The 17,300-nt window shown below is 68.5% G+C and carries 15 protein-coding genes and 1 pseudogene; 8 read left to right on the top strand and 8 right to left on the bottom strand.

What is annotated here, in order from left to right; genetic code table 11:
• The first annotated feature begins 18 nt into the window (after window positions 1-18).
• The 3 genes from BTZ20_RS24455 (at window position 19) to BTZ20_RS24445 (ending at window position 4,027) form a co-directional block, all read left to right on the top strand.
• Window positions 19-2,160 carry a 3-hydroxyacyl-CoA dehydrogenase NAD-binding domain-containing protein gene (locus tag BTZ20_RS24455; RefSeq protein WP_077043137.1) on the top strand — a complete coding sequence of 714 codons (2,142 nt, stop codon included), beginning with the start codon at window positions 19-21 and terminating at the stop codon, window positions 2,158-2,160.
• Between the two features lie 295 nt (window positions 2,161-2,455).
• Window positions 2,456-3,220: an SDR family NAD(P)-dependent oxidoreductase gene (locus BTZ20_RS24450; protein WP_223263502.1), complete on the top strand. Its 765-nt coding sequence runs from the start codon at window positions 2,456-2,458 to the stop codon at window positions 3,218-3,220.
• Between the two features lie 24 nt (window positions 3,221-3,244).
• Window positions 3,245-4,027, top strand: coding sequence for an IclR family transcriptional regulator (locus BTZ20_RS24445; RefSeq protein ID WP_223263501.1), 783 nt, complete (start codon window positions 3,245-3,247; stop codon window positions 4,025-4,027).
• Window positions 4,028-4,052: 25 nt separating this feature from the next.
• On the opposite strand, the gene BTZ20_RS24440 is transcribed toward BTZ20_RS24445, so the two are convergent.
• From BTZ20_RS24440 to BTZ20_RS24420, 5 genes and pseudogenes are all read right to left on the bottom strand, one after another.
• Window positions 4,053-4,934: an alpha/beta hydrolase gene (locus tag BTZ20_RS24440; RefSeq protein WP_189636543.1), complete on the bottom strand. Its 882-nt coding sequence runs from the start codon at window positions 4,932-4,934 to the stop codon at window positions 4,053-4,055.
• A 23-nt stretch (window positions 4,935-4,957) separates the two neighbouring features.
• A complete protein-coding gene (locus BTZ20_RS24435) occupies window positions 4,958-6,286 on the bottom strand; it encodes a GDSL-type esterase/lipase family protein (RefSeq protein WP_083742833.1) in 1,329 nt (442 codons plus the stop codon).
• Window positions 6,287-6,323: 37 nt separating this feature from the next.
• Window positions 6,324-7,667: a family 1 glycosylhydrolase gene (locus tag BTZ20_RS24430; protein ID WP_077043134.1), complete on the bottom strand. Its 1,344-nt coding sequence runs from the start codon at window positions 7,665-7,667 to the stop codon at window positions 6,324-6,326.
• Window positions 7,668-7,842: 175 nt separating this feature from the next.
• Window positions 7,843-9,159: a class I SAM-dependent methyltransferase gene (locus BTZ20_RS24425; RefSeq protein WP_077043133.1), complete on the bottom strand. Its 1,317-nt coding sequence runs from the start codon at window positions 9,157-9,159 to the stop codon at window positions 7,843-7,845.
• Window positions 9,156-10,570: pseudogene (locus BTZ20_RS24420) on the bottom strand (FAD-binding oxidoreductase). The gene BTZ20_RS24425 and the pseudogene BTZ20_RS24420 overlap by 4 nt, the downstream one beginning before the upstream one ends.
• A gap of 279 nt (window positions 10,571-10,849) precedes the next feature.
• Here BTZ20_RS24420 and BTZ20_RS24415 point away from each other — a divergent pair.
• Window positions 10,850-11,284: an SRPBCC family protein gene (locus BTZ20_RS24415; protein WP_077043132.1), complete on the top strand. Its 435-nt coding sequence runs from the start codon at window positions 10,850-10,852 to the stop codon at window positions 11,282-11,284.
• A 36-nt stretch (window positions 11,285-11,320) separates the two neighbouring features.
• Here the strand turns inward: BTZ20_RS24415 and BTZ20_RS24410 are convergent, their stop codons facing one another.
• Window positions 11,321-12,058, bottom strand: a complete 738-nt coding sequence (locus BTZ20_RS24410; RefSeq protein WP_411269169.1) for an Rv3717 family N-acetylmuramoyl-L-alanine amidase — start codon at window positions 12,056-12,058, stop codon at window positions 11,321-11,323.
• 147 nt (window positions 12,059-12,205) lie between these two features.
• Between BTZ20_RS24410 and BTZ20_RS24405 the strand changes: the two genes are divergently transcribed.
• The 4 genes from BTZ20_RS24405 (at window position 12,206) to BTZ20_RS24390 (ending at window position 15,473) form a co-directional block, all read left to right on the top strand.
• Window positions 12,206-12,505 carry a YbaB/EbfC family nucleoid-associated protein gene (locus BTZ20_RS24405; protein WP_223263500.1) on the top strand — a complete coding sequence of 100 codons (300 nt, stop codon included), beginning with the start codon at window positions 12,206-12,208 and terminating at the stop codon, window positions 12,503-12,505.
• Between the two features lie 8 nt (window positions 12,506-12,513).
• Window positions 12,514-13,122 carry a recombination mediator RecR gene (gene recR, locus BTZ20_RS24400; RefSeq protein ID WP_027501651.1) on the top strand — a complete coding sequence of 203 codons (609 nt, stop codon included), beginning with the start codon at window positions 12,514-12,516 and terminating at the stop codon, window positions 13,120-13,122.
• A gap of 252 nt (window positions 13,123-13,374) precedes the next feature.
• Window positions 13,375-14,745: a lipase family protein gene (locus BTZ20_RS24395; RefSeq protein ID WP_317616060.1), complete on the top strand. Its 1,371-nt coding sequence runs from the start codon at window positions 13,375-13,377 to the stop codon at window positions 14,743-14,745.
• Complete coding sequence (locus BTZ20_RS24390) at window positions 14,697-15,473, top strand: VOC family protein (protein WP_077043130.1); 777 nt, start codon at window positions 14,697-14,699, stop codon at window positions 15,471-15,473. The genes BTZ20_RS24395 and BTZ20_RS24390 overlap by 49 nt, the downstream gene beginning before the upstream one ends.
• Before the next feature lie 23 nt (window positions 15,474-15,496).
• Here BTZ20_RS24390 and BTZ20_RS24385 read toward each other — a convergent pair whose 3' ends face one another.
• Window positions 15,497-16,123 (bottom strand): maleylpyruvate isomerase family mycothiol-dependent enzyme, encoded by a 627-nt coding sequence (locus tag BTZ20_RS24385; protein WP_077043129.1) that lies wholly within the window; start codon window positions 16,121-16,123, stop codon window positions 15,497-15,499.
• A gap of 295 nt (window positions 16,124-16,418) precedes the next feature.
• Window positions 16,419-17,234, bottom strand: a complete 816-nt coding sequence (locus BTZ20_RS24380; RefSeq protein WP_083742832.1) for a tyrosine-protein phosphatase — start codon at window positions 17,232-17,234, stop codon at window positions 16,419-16,421.
• Window positions 17,235-17,300 lie beyond the last annotated feature (66 nt).

The raw sequence follows: 17,300 nt of genomic DNA, 5'->3' as shown, positions 1-17,300 counted from the left end.
ACCAGGAGAACTGAAGCAGTGAGCGAGCAGAACATCATCAACTGGGAGCAGGACGCCGACGGAATCGTCGTGCTCACCATCGACGACCCCAACCAGGGCGCGAACACCATGAACGCGGCCTACATCGCCTCGATGAAGGCCACCGTCGACCGGCTGTACGCCGAGAAGGACGCCATCACCGGCGTCGTGCTGACCTCCGGCAAGAAGACCTTCTTCGCAGGCGGCGACCTGAAGAACATGATCAAGGTCGGCCCCGAGAACGCTGAGGAGATCTTCAACCACAGCGTCACGCTGAAGGCTGACCTGCGTCGCCTCGAGACCCTCGGCAAGCCGGTCGTCACCTGCATCAACGGTGCCGCGCTCGGTGGCGGTCTCGAGATCGCGCTGGCCACCCACCACCGCATCGCCGCGGACGTCAAGGGCGTCAAGATCGGCCTGCCCGAGGTCACCCTCGGCCTGCTCCCCGGCGGCGGCGGCGTCGTCCGCACCGTCCGCATGTTCGGCCTGATGACCGCGCTGACCCAGATGCTGCTGCAGGGCCAGCAGCGTGGACCGGTGCAGGCCAAGGAGGTCGGCCTGGTCGACGAGGTCGTCTCCTCGGTCGAGGAGCTCGTCCCCGCCGCCAAGGCATGGATCAAGGCCAACCCCGAGTCCGGCGTGCAGCCGTGGGATGTCAAGGGCTACAAGATCCCCGGCGGCACCCCCGCCACCCCGGCGTTCGCGGCGAACCTGCCCGCGTTCCCGGCGAACCTGCGCAAGACCCTCAAGGGTGCGCCCATGCCGGCCCCGCGCGCGATCATGGCCGCGGCCGTCGAGGGCTCGCAGGTCGACATCGACAACGCGCTGACCATCGAGTCGCGCTACTTCACCTCGCTGGTCACCGGCCAGGTCGCGAAGAACATGATCCAGGCGTTCTTCTTCGACCTGCAGTCGATCAACGGTGGCGGCTCGCGTCCCGAGGGCGTCGCGAAGACCGAGATCAAGAAGATCGGTGTGCTCGGCGCCGGCATGATGGGCGCGGGCATCGCCTACGTCTCGGCGAAGGCCGGCTTCGAGGTTGTGCTCAAGGACGTCACCATCGAGGCGGCGACCAAGGGCAAGGCGTACTCCGAGAAGATCGAGGCCAAGGCCCTCTCGCGCGGCAAGACCACGCAGGAGAAGTCGGACGCCCTGCTGGCGCGTATCACCCCGTCCGCGGACGCGGCGGACTTCGCGGGCGTCGACTTCGTCGTCGAGGCCGTGTTCGAGTCGCAGGACCTCAAGCACAAGGTGTTCCAGGAGATCGAGGACATCGTCGAGCCGAACGCGCTGCTCGGGTCGAACACCTCGACGCTGCCCATCACCGGTCTCGCGACCGGCGTCAAGCGCCAGGAAGACTTCATCGGCATCCACTTCTTCTCGCCCGTCGACAAGATGCCGCTGGTGGAGATCATCCGCGGTGAGAAGACCTCCGACGAGGCGCTTGCCCGGGTGTTCGACTTCGTCCAGGCCATCCGCAAGACCCCGATCGTGGTCAACGACTCGCGTGGCTTCTTCACCTCGCGCGTCATCGGCACCTTCATCAACGAGGCCATCGGCATGGTTGCCGAGGGCATCGAGCCGGCCACCATCGAGCAGGCGGGCATGCAGGCCGGTTACCCGGCGGCGCCGCTGCAGCTCTCGGACGAGCTGAACCTGACGCTGATGCAGAAGATCCGCGCGGAGTCCAAGGCCGCGGCGCTGGCCGAGGGCAAGGAACTGCCCGCCGACCCGGCAGGCGACGTCATCAACTTCCTCGTCGAGGGCAACGACCGCAAGGGCCGCCTCGGCGGTGCGGGCTTCTACGACTACGCCGATGGCAAGCGCACCGGCCTGTGGTCGGGCCTGCGTGAGCAGTTCAACTCGGGCTCGAACCAGGCCCCGATCCAGGACCTCATCGAGCGGATGCTGTTCATCGAGGCCATCGAGACGCAGAAGTGCTTCGACGAGGGCGTCCTGATGACCAGCGCCGACGCCAACATCGGCTCGATCATGGGCATCGGCTTCCCGGCGTGGACCGGTGGCGTGCACCAGTACGTCCTCGGCTACGAGGGCGGCAAGGCCGGCTTCGTCAAGCGTGCGGAGGAGCTCGCCGCCAAGTACGGCGAGCGCTTCACCCCGCCCGCCTCGCTGAAGGCCTAGGCACCGAACATCTGAAGGTGCCCCTCACCCGGTCAGACAGGGTGGGGGGCACCTTCAGTCGTTTCCGGGGTAGGGACGCCGCCCGGTAGCGGGGGATTCGGCAGTGCCGGATAGGCCGCGTGACCTGTGGTTTCCCGCGACGAGGGAAACCGTATGTTCGGCGGCGGATGCGGAGATTACGTTCAGCCGGTGTGGCCTGGAGCACACCGATGGCAACCGGTCACACACAGCGCGCGGCATCCGAGGGTGGCGCGGGATTCGGATCGGATACGAACGGGGCACGAACATGCTGACTTTGAGCTTTCCGGAGGGCGCCGCCCTGGTCTTCGGCGGTAGCGGCGGCATCGGGCGCGGCGTCGCCCGGGAGTTCGCCCGCGCAGGCAGCGCCGTCGCGGTCTGCTACAACTCCAAGCGCGAGGTGGCCGAGGACACGGTGACCGAGCTGCGGGCGCTCGGGGTGAAGGCGAGCGCGCACCAGGTCGACGTCCGCGCGGACGAGGACGTCTCCAGGGTGCTCGGGGAGGTGGTCGGCGAACACTCGCGGATCCACACCGTGGTGTGGGGAGCGGGCCCCGTCGTCGACCAGATCACCGTCGCCGAGACGACCCCCGCGCAATACCGGCGGTCGATCGAGATCGAGACCCTCGGACTGTTCACCGCCGCGCACGCCGTGCTGCCGCACTTTCGCGAGCACGGCGGCGGTTCGTTCGTCCACCTCGGCTCCGCGGGCGACCACTGGTTCCCGGCGCTCGACGGTCTGTCGGTGATCCCGAAGGCGGCGAACGAATCGTTGATCCGCGGCATCGCGAAGGAGGAAGGCGCGCACAACATCCGGGCCAACTCGGTGCTGGTCGGTGTCATCGAGGCCGGTATGTTCCTCGAGCTCAAGGCGCAGGGCGTCTTCGACGAGGAGTGGGAACGTGAGGTCCACAAACTGGTGCCGCTCAAGCGCTGGGGCAAGCCGGCCGACATCGGGGCGGCGTGCGTGTTCCTGGCGTCGAACGAGGCCAATTACATCACCGGGCAACAGATCTCGGTGTCCGGTGGTTTCGGCGTCTAGCCGACCCGGACGAGAAGGGACGTCGTGGCGGTGAACGACCGTGAGCAGACGCAGTCCATGGCGATGTTCGACAGGATCGAGCTGGTGCTGCAGGCGCTCGACGACTGTGGGCACCTCACGCTCAGCGAGACGTCTCGACTGACGGGGATCCCGACGTCGTCAGCACACCGGCTGCTCGAGAAGATGGTGCAGCGGCGGTGGCTCACCCGGGTCGGGACCCGGTACGAGATCGGCGTCCGCTTGTTCGAGCTGGGATCGAGGGCGGTGCGCAACCACTGGTTCCACCGGACCGCCCTGCCGATCATGCAGGAACTGCACCGATCCACGGGGGCCGTGGTGCACCTGGCCTTCCTCGACGGGGCCGACGGCGTCTATTGGGAGAAGATCTCCGGCGCGTTCGGCGCCAAGATCCCGTCGCGGATCGGTGGCCGGTACCCGGCGCACCGGTCGGCGGTGGGCAAGGCGCTGCTGAGTTCGCTCCCGCGGGAGGCGCTCGACCAGCCGGTGTTCGGTCGGCTGAACCACCGGGATGTGCAGCGGTCCGGCGGCAGGCGCGAGCTGGAGGACGAGCTCGATCGGGTGGCCGTCGATGGGGTCGCCTACGACCGGGGTGAGGCGTTGCCCGGCCTCGGGTGTGTCGCCTCGCCGATCGCGCACGGGCACCCGACACCAGCGGCCCTCTCGATCTGCGGACCGCTCAGCCGCATCACCACGGACCGCAGGATGAGTGCGGCTGTGCAGAGCGCCGCCGCCGAGATCGCCAGGAGTGTCCGGCAGGCCGCTCCCTCCGGAGAGCCCGTCGGATAGGCAGGGCTCCGTCTCGGGGGTCACGTCAGAGGCGCTGCTGGAGGAAGGCAAGAGTCGGGGCGAGAGCGGCGTCGGAATACGCCACCGCGTGCTTCGATCCGGGAATCACACGGGTTTCTGCGGGGGTGCCGACGGAACGCAGGCGATCGGCGAATGCGGTCATCTGCTCGACGGGCATGAACTCGTCGGCCGAATTGAACAGGAGCACCGGTGGATTCCCCGCCGAGACGTGCCGGATCGGGGATGCGTCAGCGGCCAGCTCGGCGCACGGACCGATGGTCGGCACGCAGCCGAGATGGACCGCGGCCGCGGCGATCGAGAGTGCGGAGTCCTTCGGGGTGCTCTGGACGGTCAGGTCGTAGGGACCGGACCACCCGACCACCGCCTTCAGCGGGGCGTGCCCCGCGGTCACGGCCTGCATGAGCAGGTGTGCGCCCGCCGATGTCCCGAGCCCACCGATCCGATCGGCGGCGATGCCGAAGTCGTCCGCATGTGCGTGGATGTAGTCGATCGCGGCAGTCACGTCCTGGTGCTGGCGTGGGTTTCGAGGCGCTGCCAGTTCGTAGTCGATGTTGAACACGACGAAACCCTCGGCGGCGGCCTTGCGGGCCTCCTCGTCGAGCAGTGCACGTGAACCCTGTGCCCAGGCGCCGCCGTGAACCATGACGATCGCCTGCGCCGCGGACGACGATGCCCTGCCGGCTGGGGAGTAGACGGTCATCGCGCCGGGGCCATGGCCTGTCGGGTACTCGAGGTCCGCGGTGGTCACTGATGAGGGAGTCGATTCGCCCGTGGCCGCGGGTGCCGGTATCCCGGCATTCACAACGGCGGCGGTGAACAGGCTGATCGCGGTCGTCAGGACCGCACAGGCCGCCGTGACACGTCCGTACTCGAAACCCCTGTTCATGCAGTTCCTTTCACATCCCGCGGTCATCGCCCGGATCCGTTCCCGGCGGTGCATTCGTTCCCGACGAACTCGGCGATGTCTACGGTGTCGGCGATCAGCCGATATCCCTCGGGAGTCGGGTGGAGGTTGTCCGCGCTGACATACTCGGGGTCGATGATGCTGGGATTGTTCGGGTCTCGAACGGCGGCGTCGAAGTCGATCACGCTGTCGGATAGTCGCTGAGTCCGGATCCAGGAGTTGACCCGGATCCGGACGGGATCGGCCGGCGGGAAGCTGGCCAGTCCGGCTGCGAGCGAGTTCGACGCGGGCATCATGGTGCCGAGGTGCGCCCGCAGGCCCGCGTCATGGAGTCGGTCGACGACCCTGGTGTACCCCGCGACGAGTTGTTCGTACGATGCGCCGATCGGCATTCCGAGGTCGTTCATCCCGATCCAGACGATCACATCGGTGACACCGGACTGGGCGAGGACGTCGGCCTCGATCCGCGACTCGCCTGCCCGCCCGAGCGCGGGGACCATCCCGTCGGAGAGCAGACGATTGCCGCCGATCCCGGCATTCGTGACGACGACCTCGCCACCGGCGTCGTCGAGCCTGCGCTGAAGGAAGTCCGGGTAGCGCACGTTCTGGTCGACGACCCTGTCAACCCGCGGGTTGCCCAGGAAGTCGGCGCCCACGTGCCCGTCGGTGGCGGAGTCCCCGAAGGCGACGACCGTCGCGACGCCGGCCGGGGCCAGCATGTCCACCTGGGACACGAACGGCACGCGCGTGGTGGTGTGGCTGAACGCGTCGCCCGCGGCATCCGAGGTGTGGTCCCCGACCCCCGACGGCGTGTAGTAGCTCGTCGCGTTCCCGCTGGCGTGCCCGGTGACCCGACCTACCCGGCCGTCGGTGTGGATGCTGATCGACAGCGGCTCGAAACCCTCGACGGTGATCGGCACGGGGTCGGTCAGGATGTCCGTCCCCGGCGCGGCCGTCGTCGATGCGTTGCCGCCGTCGAAGGTGACAGGGTGGACGGAATCCGGATCGATTGCCGCACCCCGGGTCTGGCGTCCGACGGTCACCCGAGTGAAGGTGACGGGTTCGCTTCCGAACCGGTTGCTGAGCCGGATCCGCGCGCTGTCCCCGCCGCGGTGTGGCGTCACCACGACACGGTATGTCTGCCCGCCGCCCGGAATCGCGGAACCGGTGGCCTCGTCAGCATCGGTCGGGCTCGCGGACCAGGTGCTCACCCAGTGCCGATCACCGCATCCGGCGATCGGCACGCCGGCCCATGCGCTGGCGGTGACACTCGTGCCCGCCAGCGCGGACACGCAGATTGCCGCCAGCAATCCATACCTGAAATCCCGTGACATGCAGATCCTTCTATCGCTCTACTCGGAACGCCAGCTGTCAGTTGGCCGGGCTCAGGCAGCTGTCGAGTCCGTCCACCAGTGAGCACGCGGTCGGTGGCCTGCTCGGCTGGTAGTCGGTCGGGACTCCGCCCTGTGCGATGAGGGACCGGTATGCCGCGACCGCCTCGGTCGGCTTCCGCTCGAGCGCAGGATCGTTCTTGACGTCGACGGTGTAGAGGCCGAAACGGGGTGTGTAGCTGCCCCATTCGTAGTTGTCGGTGGTAGCCCAGTAGTTGTATCCGACGACGTTGATGCCGTCGTCCTTGGCCCGCTGCAACCAGTAGGCGGCGTCGCGGAGGTGGTCGGCGCGGGCGTAGCCGTCCGGGCGGGGCTTGCCGTCCTCGGTGGGCATGCCGTTCTCGACGATGTACAGGGGCTTGCCCGGGAAGCGCTTCGCATAGTGACGCAGCGCGTAGTAGAGGCCATCGGGTGCCGCGCTGGCCTTCCACGGCTCCGAGAAGACGTTGGAGTAGCTCAGGTCCGTGGGGGACATCGAGTAGTAGTAGTCGAGGCCGATGAAGTCGAGCTTGTGGGCGACGCGGTCGAGGAAGGTCGTGTCGATCGCGGCCTCGACGGCCTGGAAGTAGGCCACGTTCGAGGACACCTGCGCGCCCGGCTGGGTCTGGTGGATGTAGTCGTAGATCCCGTTGTGGACGGCCACCCACCGATCGAGGGCGGCCTGGGTGTTCACGGGATCGAGGCCACCGTGGCTGATCTCCTGGAACAGGTACGCCGACGGTTCGTTGATGGTGATCCAGGACGGGTCGTATTTCGCGTACCGGTCGACGACCTTGCGGGCATTGGCCAGCCAGTCGGTGACCATGTCCGCGTTGTTCCATCCGCCGCGGTCGAACTCCCAACCGGGATACACCCAATGGTCGAGGGTGATCATCGGTTGCATGCCAGCGGCACGGATGCTCGCCACCACGTCGTCGTAGAACGCCCAAGCGCTCTCGTCGTAGCGGCCTTGCTGGGGTTCGAGGCGCGCCCACTCGACGCCCATGCGGTACACCTTGGCTCCGAGGTCCTTGGCGTACTGGATGTCCTCCTTGTAGCGGTGACGGAAGTCCGCGGACGTGCCGACCGGATCCTTGGTCTTGCCTGCCGCGATGTAGCGAGTCCAGTTGCTGTCGGGCGAATAGCCCTCCGACTGGAACCCCGATGAGGACACTCCCCACAGGAAATCCGAGGGCAGGCTGTCGACCGGCTCCGTGGACCCGGTGCTGCCGGTGCTGCCGACGCCATCCGCGCTGCCACCGCTGCCCTGTGCGGCGGCGGGGCCACCGGCCAGCAGCGCGAGCCCCGTCAGCACCGCCAGTAGGCCGCTCGATCGTCGACGCATTCAGTTCTCCTCGCATCCGTGCGCCCCTGGCGCCGTGGTGATGCGAGCCACACTAGCTGACCGAGTGATCGGTAGGCCAGCTTTGGATCAAATCGGTGTCGGGCCCAGATCCGTGTTCCTCACCCTCAGGTGTTTGCGTACACCTGAGGGTGAGTGGATGAGAGTCCTTGTCCGATCAGCCCTTCCACCACGGGCGCAGCGGTACCTCGGCCTGGCCCTTGGGGCCGAGCTTGACGGCCAGCACCTGGTGCAGCTGCACCACATTGCGTTCGAACCCGAGTCGCGAACCGGCCATGTAGAGCCCCCAGACCCGAGCCGTGCCCTCGCCGACCTCCGCGACGCAGGCGTCCCAGTTGTCCACCAGGTTCTGGCACCAGGCCTTGAGGGTCAGCGCGTAGTGCTCGCGCAGGTTCTCCTCGTGCCGGACCTCGAGGCCGATGTTCTGGATCTCGGTGATGATCCGGCCCGAGCCGGTCAGCTCGCCGTCCGGGAACACGTAGCGGTCGATGAACCCGCCCGCGCGCGCCTGGTGCCGATTGTCCGGGCGGGTGATGCAGTGGTTGAGCAGCCGGCCGCCGTCGCGCAGCTTGGACTGGATGAAACCGAAGTAGGCGGGGTAGTTGTGCACCCCGATGTGCTCGGTCAGCCCGATCGAGGACACCGCGTCGAAGCCGGTCTCGGTGATGTCCCTGTAGTCGGAGTGCCGGACCTCGGCGAGATCGGAGAGGCCCTCGTCGGCAATGGCCTTCTGCGCCCACGCGGCCTGCTCGGCGGACAGCGTCACCCCGATCACCTTGACGCCGCGCCGGGCCGCGAACCGGACCATCGACCCCCAGCCGCAGCCGATGTCGAGCAGACGGTCGCCCGCCTTGAGGCCGAGCTTGTCGAACACCAGCCGGTACTTGTTCTCCTGCGCGTCCTCGAGGCTCTGGTTCGGCGACTTGTACGCCGCGCAGGTGTAGGTCATCGAGGGGCCGAGCACGTGCTCGTAGAAGGTGTTCGACACGTCGTAGTGATGGTGGATGACCTCGGCATCGCGGGTCTTGGAGTGGCGCATGCCCTCCGCGAGCCTGCGCCAGCGGGGGAGGGCCTCCTGAGGCGGAGGGGCGATGGGCCGCAGCAGGTCCCAGCCGAGCGAGCGCGTGATGCTCGCGATCGTCAGTGCCGACGGCCGCCGGAAGTGCAGGTCGTCGCCCATCACCCGGAGGACCTCGTACGGGTCCCCGGGGTGGACGCCGGTCGCCTCGAGATCGCCCGCGACATAGGCACGTGCCATGCCGAGGTCGCCGGGCGCGGTCGCCAGGTAGGTGGTGCCCCGCGGGGACTTGAGCGTCAGCCCGTACTCGGCGTCCTCCGGGCCCGCGGCGCTCCCGTCGTAGGCGGTGAAGCGGACCGGGATGTCACCGTCCGCGACGGTCTCGAGGATCTCGGCGATCGAGAGCTTGTGGTGGCCGTTACGGGTCTGGGTACTGGCGTCTTTGAACGTGGTCACTTGCGTTGCACCGCCTTCGAATACAGGTCCAATAGTCGCGAATCGGGGTCGTACTTCTGCTTCAGGATGGAGTAGTTGTCGCCGCCGTAGAGGCGGGCGAAGTCGTCGGCTTCGTAGTAGGAGTCCGAGTACAGGGACTTGTGCCCTTCGAACCGTCCGACGGTGTCCTCGATCAGCCGGTTCGCCGCGCCCTCGGGGCACCCGGCGTGATCGGCACCGACGACCAGAAGCCGACGTTGACATAGGTGCGCTTCGGCTCGAGCGGATACAGCGGCCACGGCCGCACGGCGGACGCGCCCGCGGGCCCGGGCTCGCGTAACCGCAGCGGGCACAGCCACAGCGGCTCGATGGGGATCTCGCGCAGGAACCAGGACACGAAGTCCGCGGTGTGCTCGATCGGTACCTCGACGTCCTGCACGACCCGCTCACGCGGTGGATTGCCCTTGCGGCGTTCGAGCCGGTCGCCGATGTCGTACTTCTGGTCGAGGGCGATCAGCTTCCAGTAGAAACTGCTGCGCCGGTAGCGCTTCGGCCACAAGCGCCTGATCCGCGGATTCTGCGCGCCGAACGCCCGCGAGCACCAGAACCAGTCGGTGTCCCAGCGCCACAGGTAGTCCGCGATCGTGAGCCGATCCGTGGAGCGCTGCTGCAGCGAGCGGTAGTAGATCTGCTGGCCCGTGTAGTCGCTGACCTGACCGCCCTCGTCGGTCTGCGTGCCGAGTGTCAGATAGGCCTCGGTCGCCGAGAACACCACGCCGTCGAGGTAGTCCACCGCTACGCCGTCGTGGCTGCGATCGGTGCCGATGCGGTCCATCGCGTTCTGCAGGTCGGTGAGGTCGTCGAAGCGCAGGTGCCGCAGCGCGACAAACGGTTTCACCGGTTCCAGTTCGATGCGGAGCCGGGTGGAGTAGCCGAGGGTGCCGTAGGAATTCGGGAACCCCCAGAACAGATCCGAGTGCTCGCCGTCGGGGGTGGCGGTGATGATCTCCCCGTTGCCGGTCAGCACGTCGATCTCGAGCACCGACTCGTGCGGCAGCCCGTTCCGGAACGAGGTCGACTCGATGCCGAGGCCGGTGACGGCGCCCCCGAGGGTGATGGTCTTGAGCTGGGGGACCACCAGCGGCGCCAGGCCGTAGGGCAGGGTCGCGGCGACCAGGTCCTCGTAGGTGCACATGCCCGCGACGTCGGCGGTGCGGGCGGTGGGGTCGACCGAGATCACCCCGCCGAGCCCGGACACGTCCAGGCCGGGCGCATTCGTCTTTGCCCGCGCCCGGAACAGGTTTGAGGTCTTCTTCGCCAGGCGCACCGTCGCGGAGGGCGGGATCGCGTGATAACTGGCGAGCAGACGCTGGACACCGGCACGATGGGCCGCCGCGCCGGTGTGACCCGGCGTGGATGTTCGTCGACCCAGTCGTTGCAACGCACTCTGAGAGGCAGCCACCCCCCGACGCTATCGCCTGGGTGCGACACCGGCCACCCAAGTCGAAGTCGGTCCGGCGAAACGTCACGCAAATGTTGCGAACCGGTCGCGATCCGGGGTTCACAGCTCCGCTGTGATCCGACACACACGGGGCCGAGCGGGCTGGCCCGTCGGTTCTCGGAGCGGGCACGATGACGGGGTCGGCCACACACAGCGTCGAGGTCGGACGGGTCCTCCGGGATCCGGCGAGCAGAGCCAAGGAGATCCACAGTGGGACAGGTCAGCGCCAGCAGTTCGGTCGAGGTCGCGGCGGCACCGGAGCGGGCGCTCGCGGCGCTCACCGATTACGAGACGGTGCGACCCCGCATCCTCACCGAGCAGTACCTGGACTACCGGGTCCTCGAGGGCGGCCAGGGCGCGGGCACGGTCGCGCAGTGGACGCTGAAGGCGACCGAGAAGCGTTCGCGTGACATCAAGGCCACCGTGACCGTCGACGGCAACACCGTCACCGAGAAGGATGCCAACTCCACCCTCGTCACCACCTGGACAGTCGCCCCGTCCGGCGCCGGGTCCACGGTCACCACGACCACCGAGTGGAAGGGCGCGGGCGGCATCGGCGGCTTCTTCGAGCGCACCTTCGCGCCTGGCGGCCTGCGGAAGATCCAGGCGGCCGTGCTGGCGAACCTGGCCCGCGAACTGGCCTGACGCGGCCCCGCCGCGGCCGCTGACCGATGCGTTCGGTCAGCGGCCGTCGAGATAGCGGACGATGCCGAACACCACTGCCTGCGCGTACCGGGCCCTGCCCTCCTCGCTGGTCATGGCGTGCGCCTCGTCCGCGTTGCGCATGTTGCCCAGCTCGACCAGGATCGACGGCCGCTCGGACAGGTTGAGTCCGCTCAGGTCGTCGCGGGGCATCAGTCCGCCGGTGCCGACGTAGGTGGACGGGGTGAGCCCGGACGTCTCGAGTGCGTCGCGCATGGACTTGGCAAACGCGATCGACGCGCCGGCCTGGACGGCATTCAGCGGCGGCGCCGAGAAGCAGACGTGGAATCCGTGCTGCCCCGGTGCGGCGCCGTCGGCGTGGATCGCGACAACCACGTCGGCACCGGACGCATTGGCGTCGGCGGCCCGCCGGTCCACACACGCGGCGACGGAGGTGTCGTCGGGGCGGCTCAGCAGCACCCGGGCGCCGAGATTTTCGAGCTCGGTGCGCATCTGGGCGACGACCGCCCAGTTGAGGGAGTGCTCGGGGAAGCCGCTGTCGGTGCTGGTGCCGGTGGTCTGGCATTCCTTGGTGCCGCCGCGCCCGGTCGGGACCTGCGCGGTCATGCCCGCATCATTGGCGCCGTTGTGGCCGGGATCGAGGAACACGGTCTTGCCCTGCAGCGTTGCCGATCGCACCAGCTCGGCTGCGGTGGGGATGGGGGCCGCGGTCACGCCCGCGGCGGTCTCGGTGGGGATGGTGCAGCCCGAGAGCACCAGTGCCGAGGCAGCGGCGGCCGTGAGCAGGACACCCCGGTACCCGGCCGACTTCGCACGCACGGACCCACGCTATCCGGATGCGGCTACGCTGACGGGGCAACACGCAGAAAGGACATCGACGTGCAGCCCGGTGGACAACCCGATATGCAGCAGCTCCTCGCGCAGGCCCAGCAGATGCAGCAGCACCTGATGGCCGCGCAGGCAGAGATCGCCGAGGCGGAGGTCACCGGCCAGGCCGGCGGTGGACTCGTGACCGCCACGGTCAAGGGGACCGGCGAGGTCGTCGCGTTGACGATCGACCCGAAGGTCGTCGATCCCGACGACGTCGAGACCCTCCAGGACCTGGTGATCGGTGCGATCGCGGACGCATCGGGCAAGGCGCAGGAGATCGCGGCGGGCAAGCTCGGCCCCCTCGCGGGCGGCCTGCCCGGGCTCCCCTTCTAGAGGCCGCGGTGTACGAGGGTCCGGTACAGGATCTGATCGACGAGCTCGGCAAGCTGCCGGGTATCGGGCCCAAGAGCGCGCAGCGCATCGCCTTCCACCTGCTCAGCGTGGAGCCGCCGGACATCGACCGGCTGCAGAACGCGCTGCAGCGGGTCCGCGACGGGGTGCAGTTCTGCGTCGTGTGCGGGACGGTGTCCGACAAGGAGAAGTGCCGGATCTGTGCGGACGCCCGTCGCGACCGCACCGTCATCTGCGTCGTCGAGGAGCCCAAAGACGTCCAGGCGGTGGAGCGGACGCGGGAGTTCCGCGGCCGGTATCACGTGCTCGGCGGCGCGCTCGACCCGCTCAGCGGTGTCGGACCGGACCAGCTCCGTATTCGGGAGCTGTTGGCGCGCATCGGCAATCAGGAGGACGGCGTCGACGTCTCGGAGGTGATCATCGCGACCGATCCGAACACCGAGGGCGAGGCCACCGCGACGTATCTGGTCCGGATGCTGCGCGACTTCCCCGGCCTGACGGTCTCCCGGCTGGCCTCGGGTCTGCCGATGGGTGGAGACTTGGAGTTCGCCGACGAGCTCACCCTCGGGCGGGCACTCTCGGGGCGCCGGACCCTCTGACACGACCGGTGGGTCGACCCGGTTCGGCTGCATCGTGACGGCGGATTCCGGTGTTAGCGTGGGTGTATGCCGGTCCTTGGACCAGGGTCACGCCCGACCACGGGTGCCCTTGCGAGGCACACCCGCATCGGGGTCCTCGTGTGCTCCTGTGCGATCGCGCTCGCGGTGTCTTCCGGACCGGGGACGGCCGGTGCACAGGAGGCTGCTCCGTCGCTTCCCCTCTCCGGGCTCCCGGCACTCATCGATTCGATCGTGCCGCCACCGGCGCTCGGCCCCCCGCCGCGCGAGGTGCCGCCGATAGCGGCCGCTCCGGGTGAGCCCGCCGGCATCCAGGCGCTGCGGATCGCGGTCATGCCCTCGGACGTGGGCGACGCGTTCTTCGACGAGTGGCCGGATTCGATGGGGGACAGCGCGAACGGCGACGTGCTCGAGACGAGGGACGTGACCGCGGCGGCGGCTCCCCTCGTCGGCGCGCCGGTGCGCGAGGTCCGGCAGCTCAAGGTCCGGACGACCGACTCCGCGGGCGTGCCCTCCTTCGCGACCGCGACGCTGATCGTCCCCGCCACGCCGTGGACGGGGCCGGGCGGCCGACCGGTCGTGGTCAACAACCTGCCGATCGATGCGCTGGGTCGTGCCTGCACGCCCGGCTACACGCTGGCGCGCGGCCTGAGCCTGTCCACCAACGTCGCCGACTTCGTCCCGCCGACGACCGCCTTGGCGGCCCTGCACGGCTACGCGGTCCTCATCCCGGACCACGAGGGACCGCGGATGGCCTACGCCGAGCCGTATGTCGCCGGGCACGCGGTCCTGGACACCATCCGCGGACTGCGCCGCGCGCTGCCCGACGAGTTCGGCGCGAGCAGGGTCGTGATGACGGGCTATTCGGGCGGGGCGATCGCCACCCACGGCGCGGTCAAGCTGATCGACTCCTACGCCCCTGACCTGGCAGGCGACATCGTCGGTGCCGCGCTCGGCGGGGTTCCCGCCGACTTCGAGATGCTCACCAGGAGCATGAACGGCAACCTCGCGACCGGGCTGTTCCACGGTGCGACCCTTGGCATCGCAAGGGAACGCACCGAGATCCTCGGCCTCGCCAACAACCTGGCGCAGCAGCTGGCCACCTCCCCGCTCAAGGACCAGTGCGTCGTCACCCTCGGCGCGGCGGGTGTGACCTTCCTGCCGATGCAGGTGATGGCCGACATCGACAACCCGTTCGCCTCGCCGCAGGCACGCGAGCTCTATCGCGACATGAAGATGGCAGGCATCGCGTCCGGCGCCCCGCTGTACATCTACAACGGCGCGCAGGAGTTCTGGATCCCGGCGGCGGGGGCGAGGGACCTCTACGAGGAGCAGTGCGGGCTCGGCGTCCCCGCGGTGTACCGGGAGGTGTTCGGCGAACACCTCATCGCCGCCGTCACCGGCTATCCGGGGCGCTGCATTGGCTCGACGAGCGGTTGCGCGGGATCCCCGCGCCGGACGAGTGCCCGACTGCATGACCGCGGATGTCGGTGCGGGAGTGTAGGTTCGGCACCGCACACCGTCAGCAGCCATCACCTCGGCCCTAGGAGACAGCAGTGCCTGAACCCAAATCCATCGTCGGTGCCCCGTGTTGGGTGGACCTGACCAGTTCGGACCCGCAACGCGTCATCCCGTTCTACTCCGGGCTCTTCGGATGGTCGGCCGACACCAACGAGGATCCGCAGTACGGCGGCTACTCGATCTTCAGCAAGGACGGCAAGCCCATCGCCGGCCTCGGGCCGCAGCAAGAGGGTAATCCGTACGGCAACATCTGGACCGTCTATCTCGCGTCCGAGGACGCGGCGGCGACCGCGGACAAGGCCGCGGCCGCGGGCGGTCAGGTGATGATGCCCGCGATGGTGGTCGGCGACCAGGGCACGATGGCGATCATCGGTGACCCGGCAGGCGCCGTGGTCGGTGTCTGGCAGGCCGATCAGCACCGTGGATTCGGTCTGGTGGACGAGGCGGGCGCCCCGGTCTGGTTCGAGACGATGTCCCGCGACTACGCGGCGGCGTTGCCCTTCTACGAGAGCGTGTTCGGCTGGAGGTACGACGCGATCGGCGACGGCGACGAGTTCCGGTATTCCCAAGCCAAGATCGGCGACGAGATGGTGGCGGGCGCGATGGACGCATCCGGGTTCCTGCCCGAGGGTGTCCCGTCGTTCTGGCAGTTCTACGTCGGGGTACAGGACACGGATCTGGCACTCGAGAAGGTGGTCGAACTCGGGGGCACGGTCGTCCGCCCCGCGGAGGACACGCCGTTCGGCCGGCTGGCGGCGGTGGCCGATCCGCTGGGCGCGAACTTCCAGATCTCCTCGATCCAGCAGCAGTAGCGGCGTCGGGACGGCGCGCCGGGTCAGACCCGTTCGGTGAGCGTGGCCAGGCCGTCACCGGACAGGTCCACCAGTCCGGCGGGCCGTCCCGTCATCGCGAGGACGAGGGAGAGCATCGGTCCGGTGACCTCCGGCCCGGTGCCCGTCGACCAGTCGGCGTCCTCGGCACGGAGGGTGAGTCCGGAAATGCGGGTCTTCGTGCCGATGAGCAGGTTCGAGCCCTTGAAGAAGTCCGCAACGCGGATCAGCGCATCCGGCGGGTACTCGTGCGTGATGCCGAGGGGGCGCCGGATGTCCTCGGCATGCACGATCGTCTCGCCCAGCCAGGTGTCGACCGGGCCGGGCGGGCCCGTGGACGCACCCATGACGGTGCGAAACTCGGCAAGGGTGTCGGCGGGCGTGCCCGCGGTCTCCCGTGCGATCTCCTTCGCGAACATCGGCTCGAACCGGAACCCGGTCCCCGCCATCTTGCGGAGGAATCGCGGTCGCGTCATCTTCGCGGTCGCGGTCATGTGACCGAGCGTCTCCCACACCGACCACTGCCCGCACAGCGACGGGGTGGACCATTGCTCGTCGGTGAGCGAGGCGAGGTCGTCGGCGAGGGCCGACCGCTCGGCGTGAATCGTGGGCCACGGGCTGGGTGCTGCCATGGTGCCTCCCGGAACGGCTACCGACGCTGTCGTATCGGTACTCCTGACGATCGTCCTCGTCGAGCGATTTCGCAATCGCCGGCAGGGTCGCGTCGCCGCGGAAACAACCCCTGATTCGCAGGTCAGAACTATTGCAGAGGGTACGGAGCCGGGCGTACCCTCAAGAGTGCGGATCAAGAAGAGAGGCCGGTAACGGTCGGAAACTTGAGAAGCAGAGATCCGGCCGAGGATGCGATTAATCGCTACATCCCCGGCCGAACCCCTGTCTGGGGGAGGTTCGAGTCCTCGGCCCCGATCAGCTGAGCAGTTTGGCCTTGAGGTCGGCGATGTCCTGGCTCGTCAGACCGAGCCCCTGGCTCACGTAGTTGTCGAAGCTGCCGAACTTCTCGTTCGCCGTGGCGAAGGCGGAATCGAGCCAGGCCTGCTCCACGGTGTTGGACTGGATGCTCCCGGTGATGCTCGACCCGCCACCCTCGCCGGCGAGGTACTCGTTGCTGAGCATGAAGTCCTCGTTCACGGTCTCGCGGGGGACGCCGAGGATCGTGAGCAGCACCGCCGACAGCCAGCCGGTCCGGTCCTTGCCGCTCGTGCAGTGATAGAGCACCGTGTCGGGGGAGTTCTTGATGTCCAGCAGGACGGCCTTGAACGCGGCGGAGGCGGTGGGATCGCCGGCCATGAAGGGGTAGGCCCGCGCCAGATCCAGGATCGCGAGTGGATCGCCGCCTCCGCCGAACACGTCGCGGTGGTGCACGGTGGCGCCCGCGGGGATCTTGTCCTTCTCGAGCGCCTGCTCGTAGCCGGTCCGCAGGTCTTCGACCGTCTTGACGTTCAGCTGCACGAGCTTGGCCAGGTCGTCCGCGGTGAGGGCGTTGAGCGCGTCGCTGCGCAGCACGAGCCCGGACCGGACGGTCTTCCCGTCGGTGGTGGTGTAGCCGCCCAGGTCGCGGGCGTTCGGGGCGCCCGTCAGGTGCAGCGAGTGGTCGACCGAGGCCGGCGCGACGACCGGCGTCGGTGCGGCCGCGGCGATCGACGGGGCGGGAGCGAGCAGGAGGCCGGCGGTAAGGGCGAGGGCCGCCGCCGACTTGGTCCGGATGAGGGAGTGGTGGGACACGGAGGGTTCTCCTCTTTCGATCGAGGTGCATTGGCATGGTGCTCGAGCTCGAATGGATCAGAGGCT

Origin of the sequence: Rhodococcus sp. MTM3W5.2 (assembly GCF_001984015.1) — a bacterium.
Lineage (GTDB): Bacteria > Actinomycetota > Actinomycetes > Mycobacteriales > Mycobacteriaceae > Rhodococcus_G > Rhodococcus_G oryzae.
The sequence above is the reverse complement of the archived record's forward strand: the minus strand, read 5'-3'. Positions and strand labels throughout refer to the sequence as shown.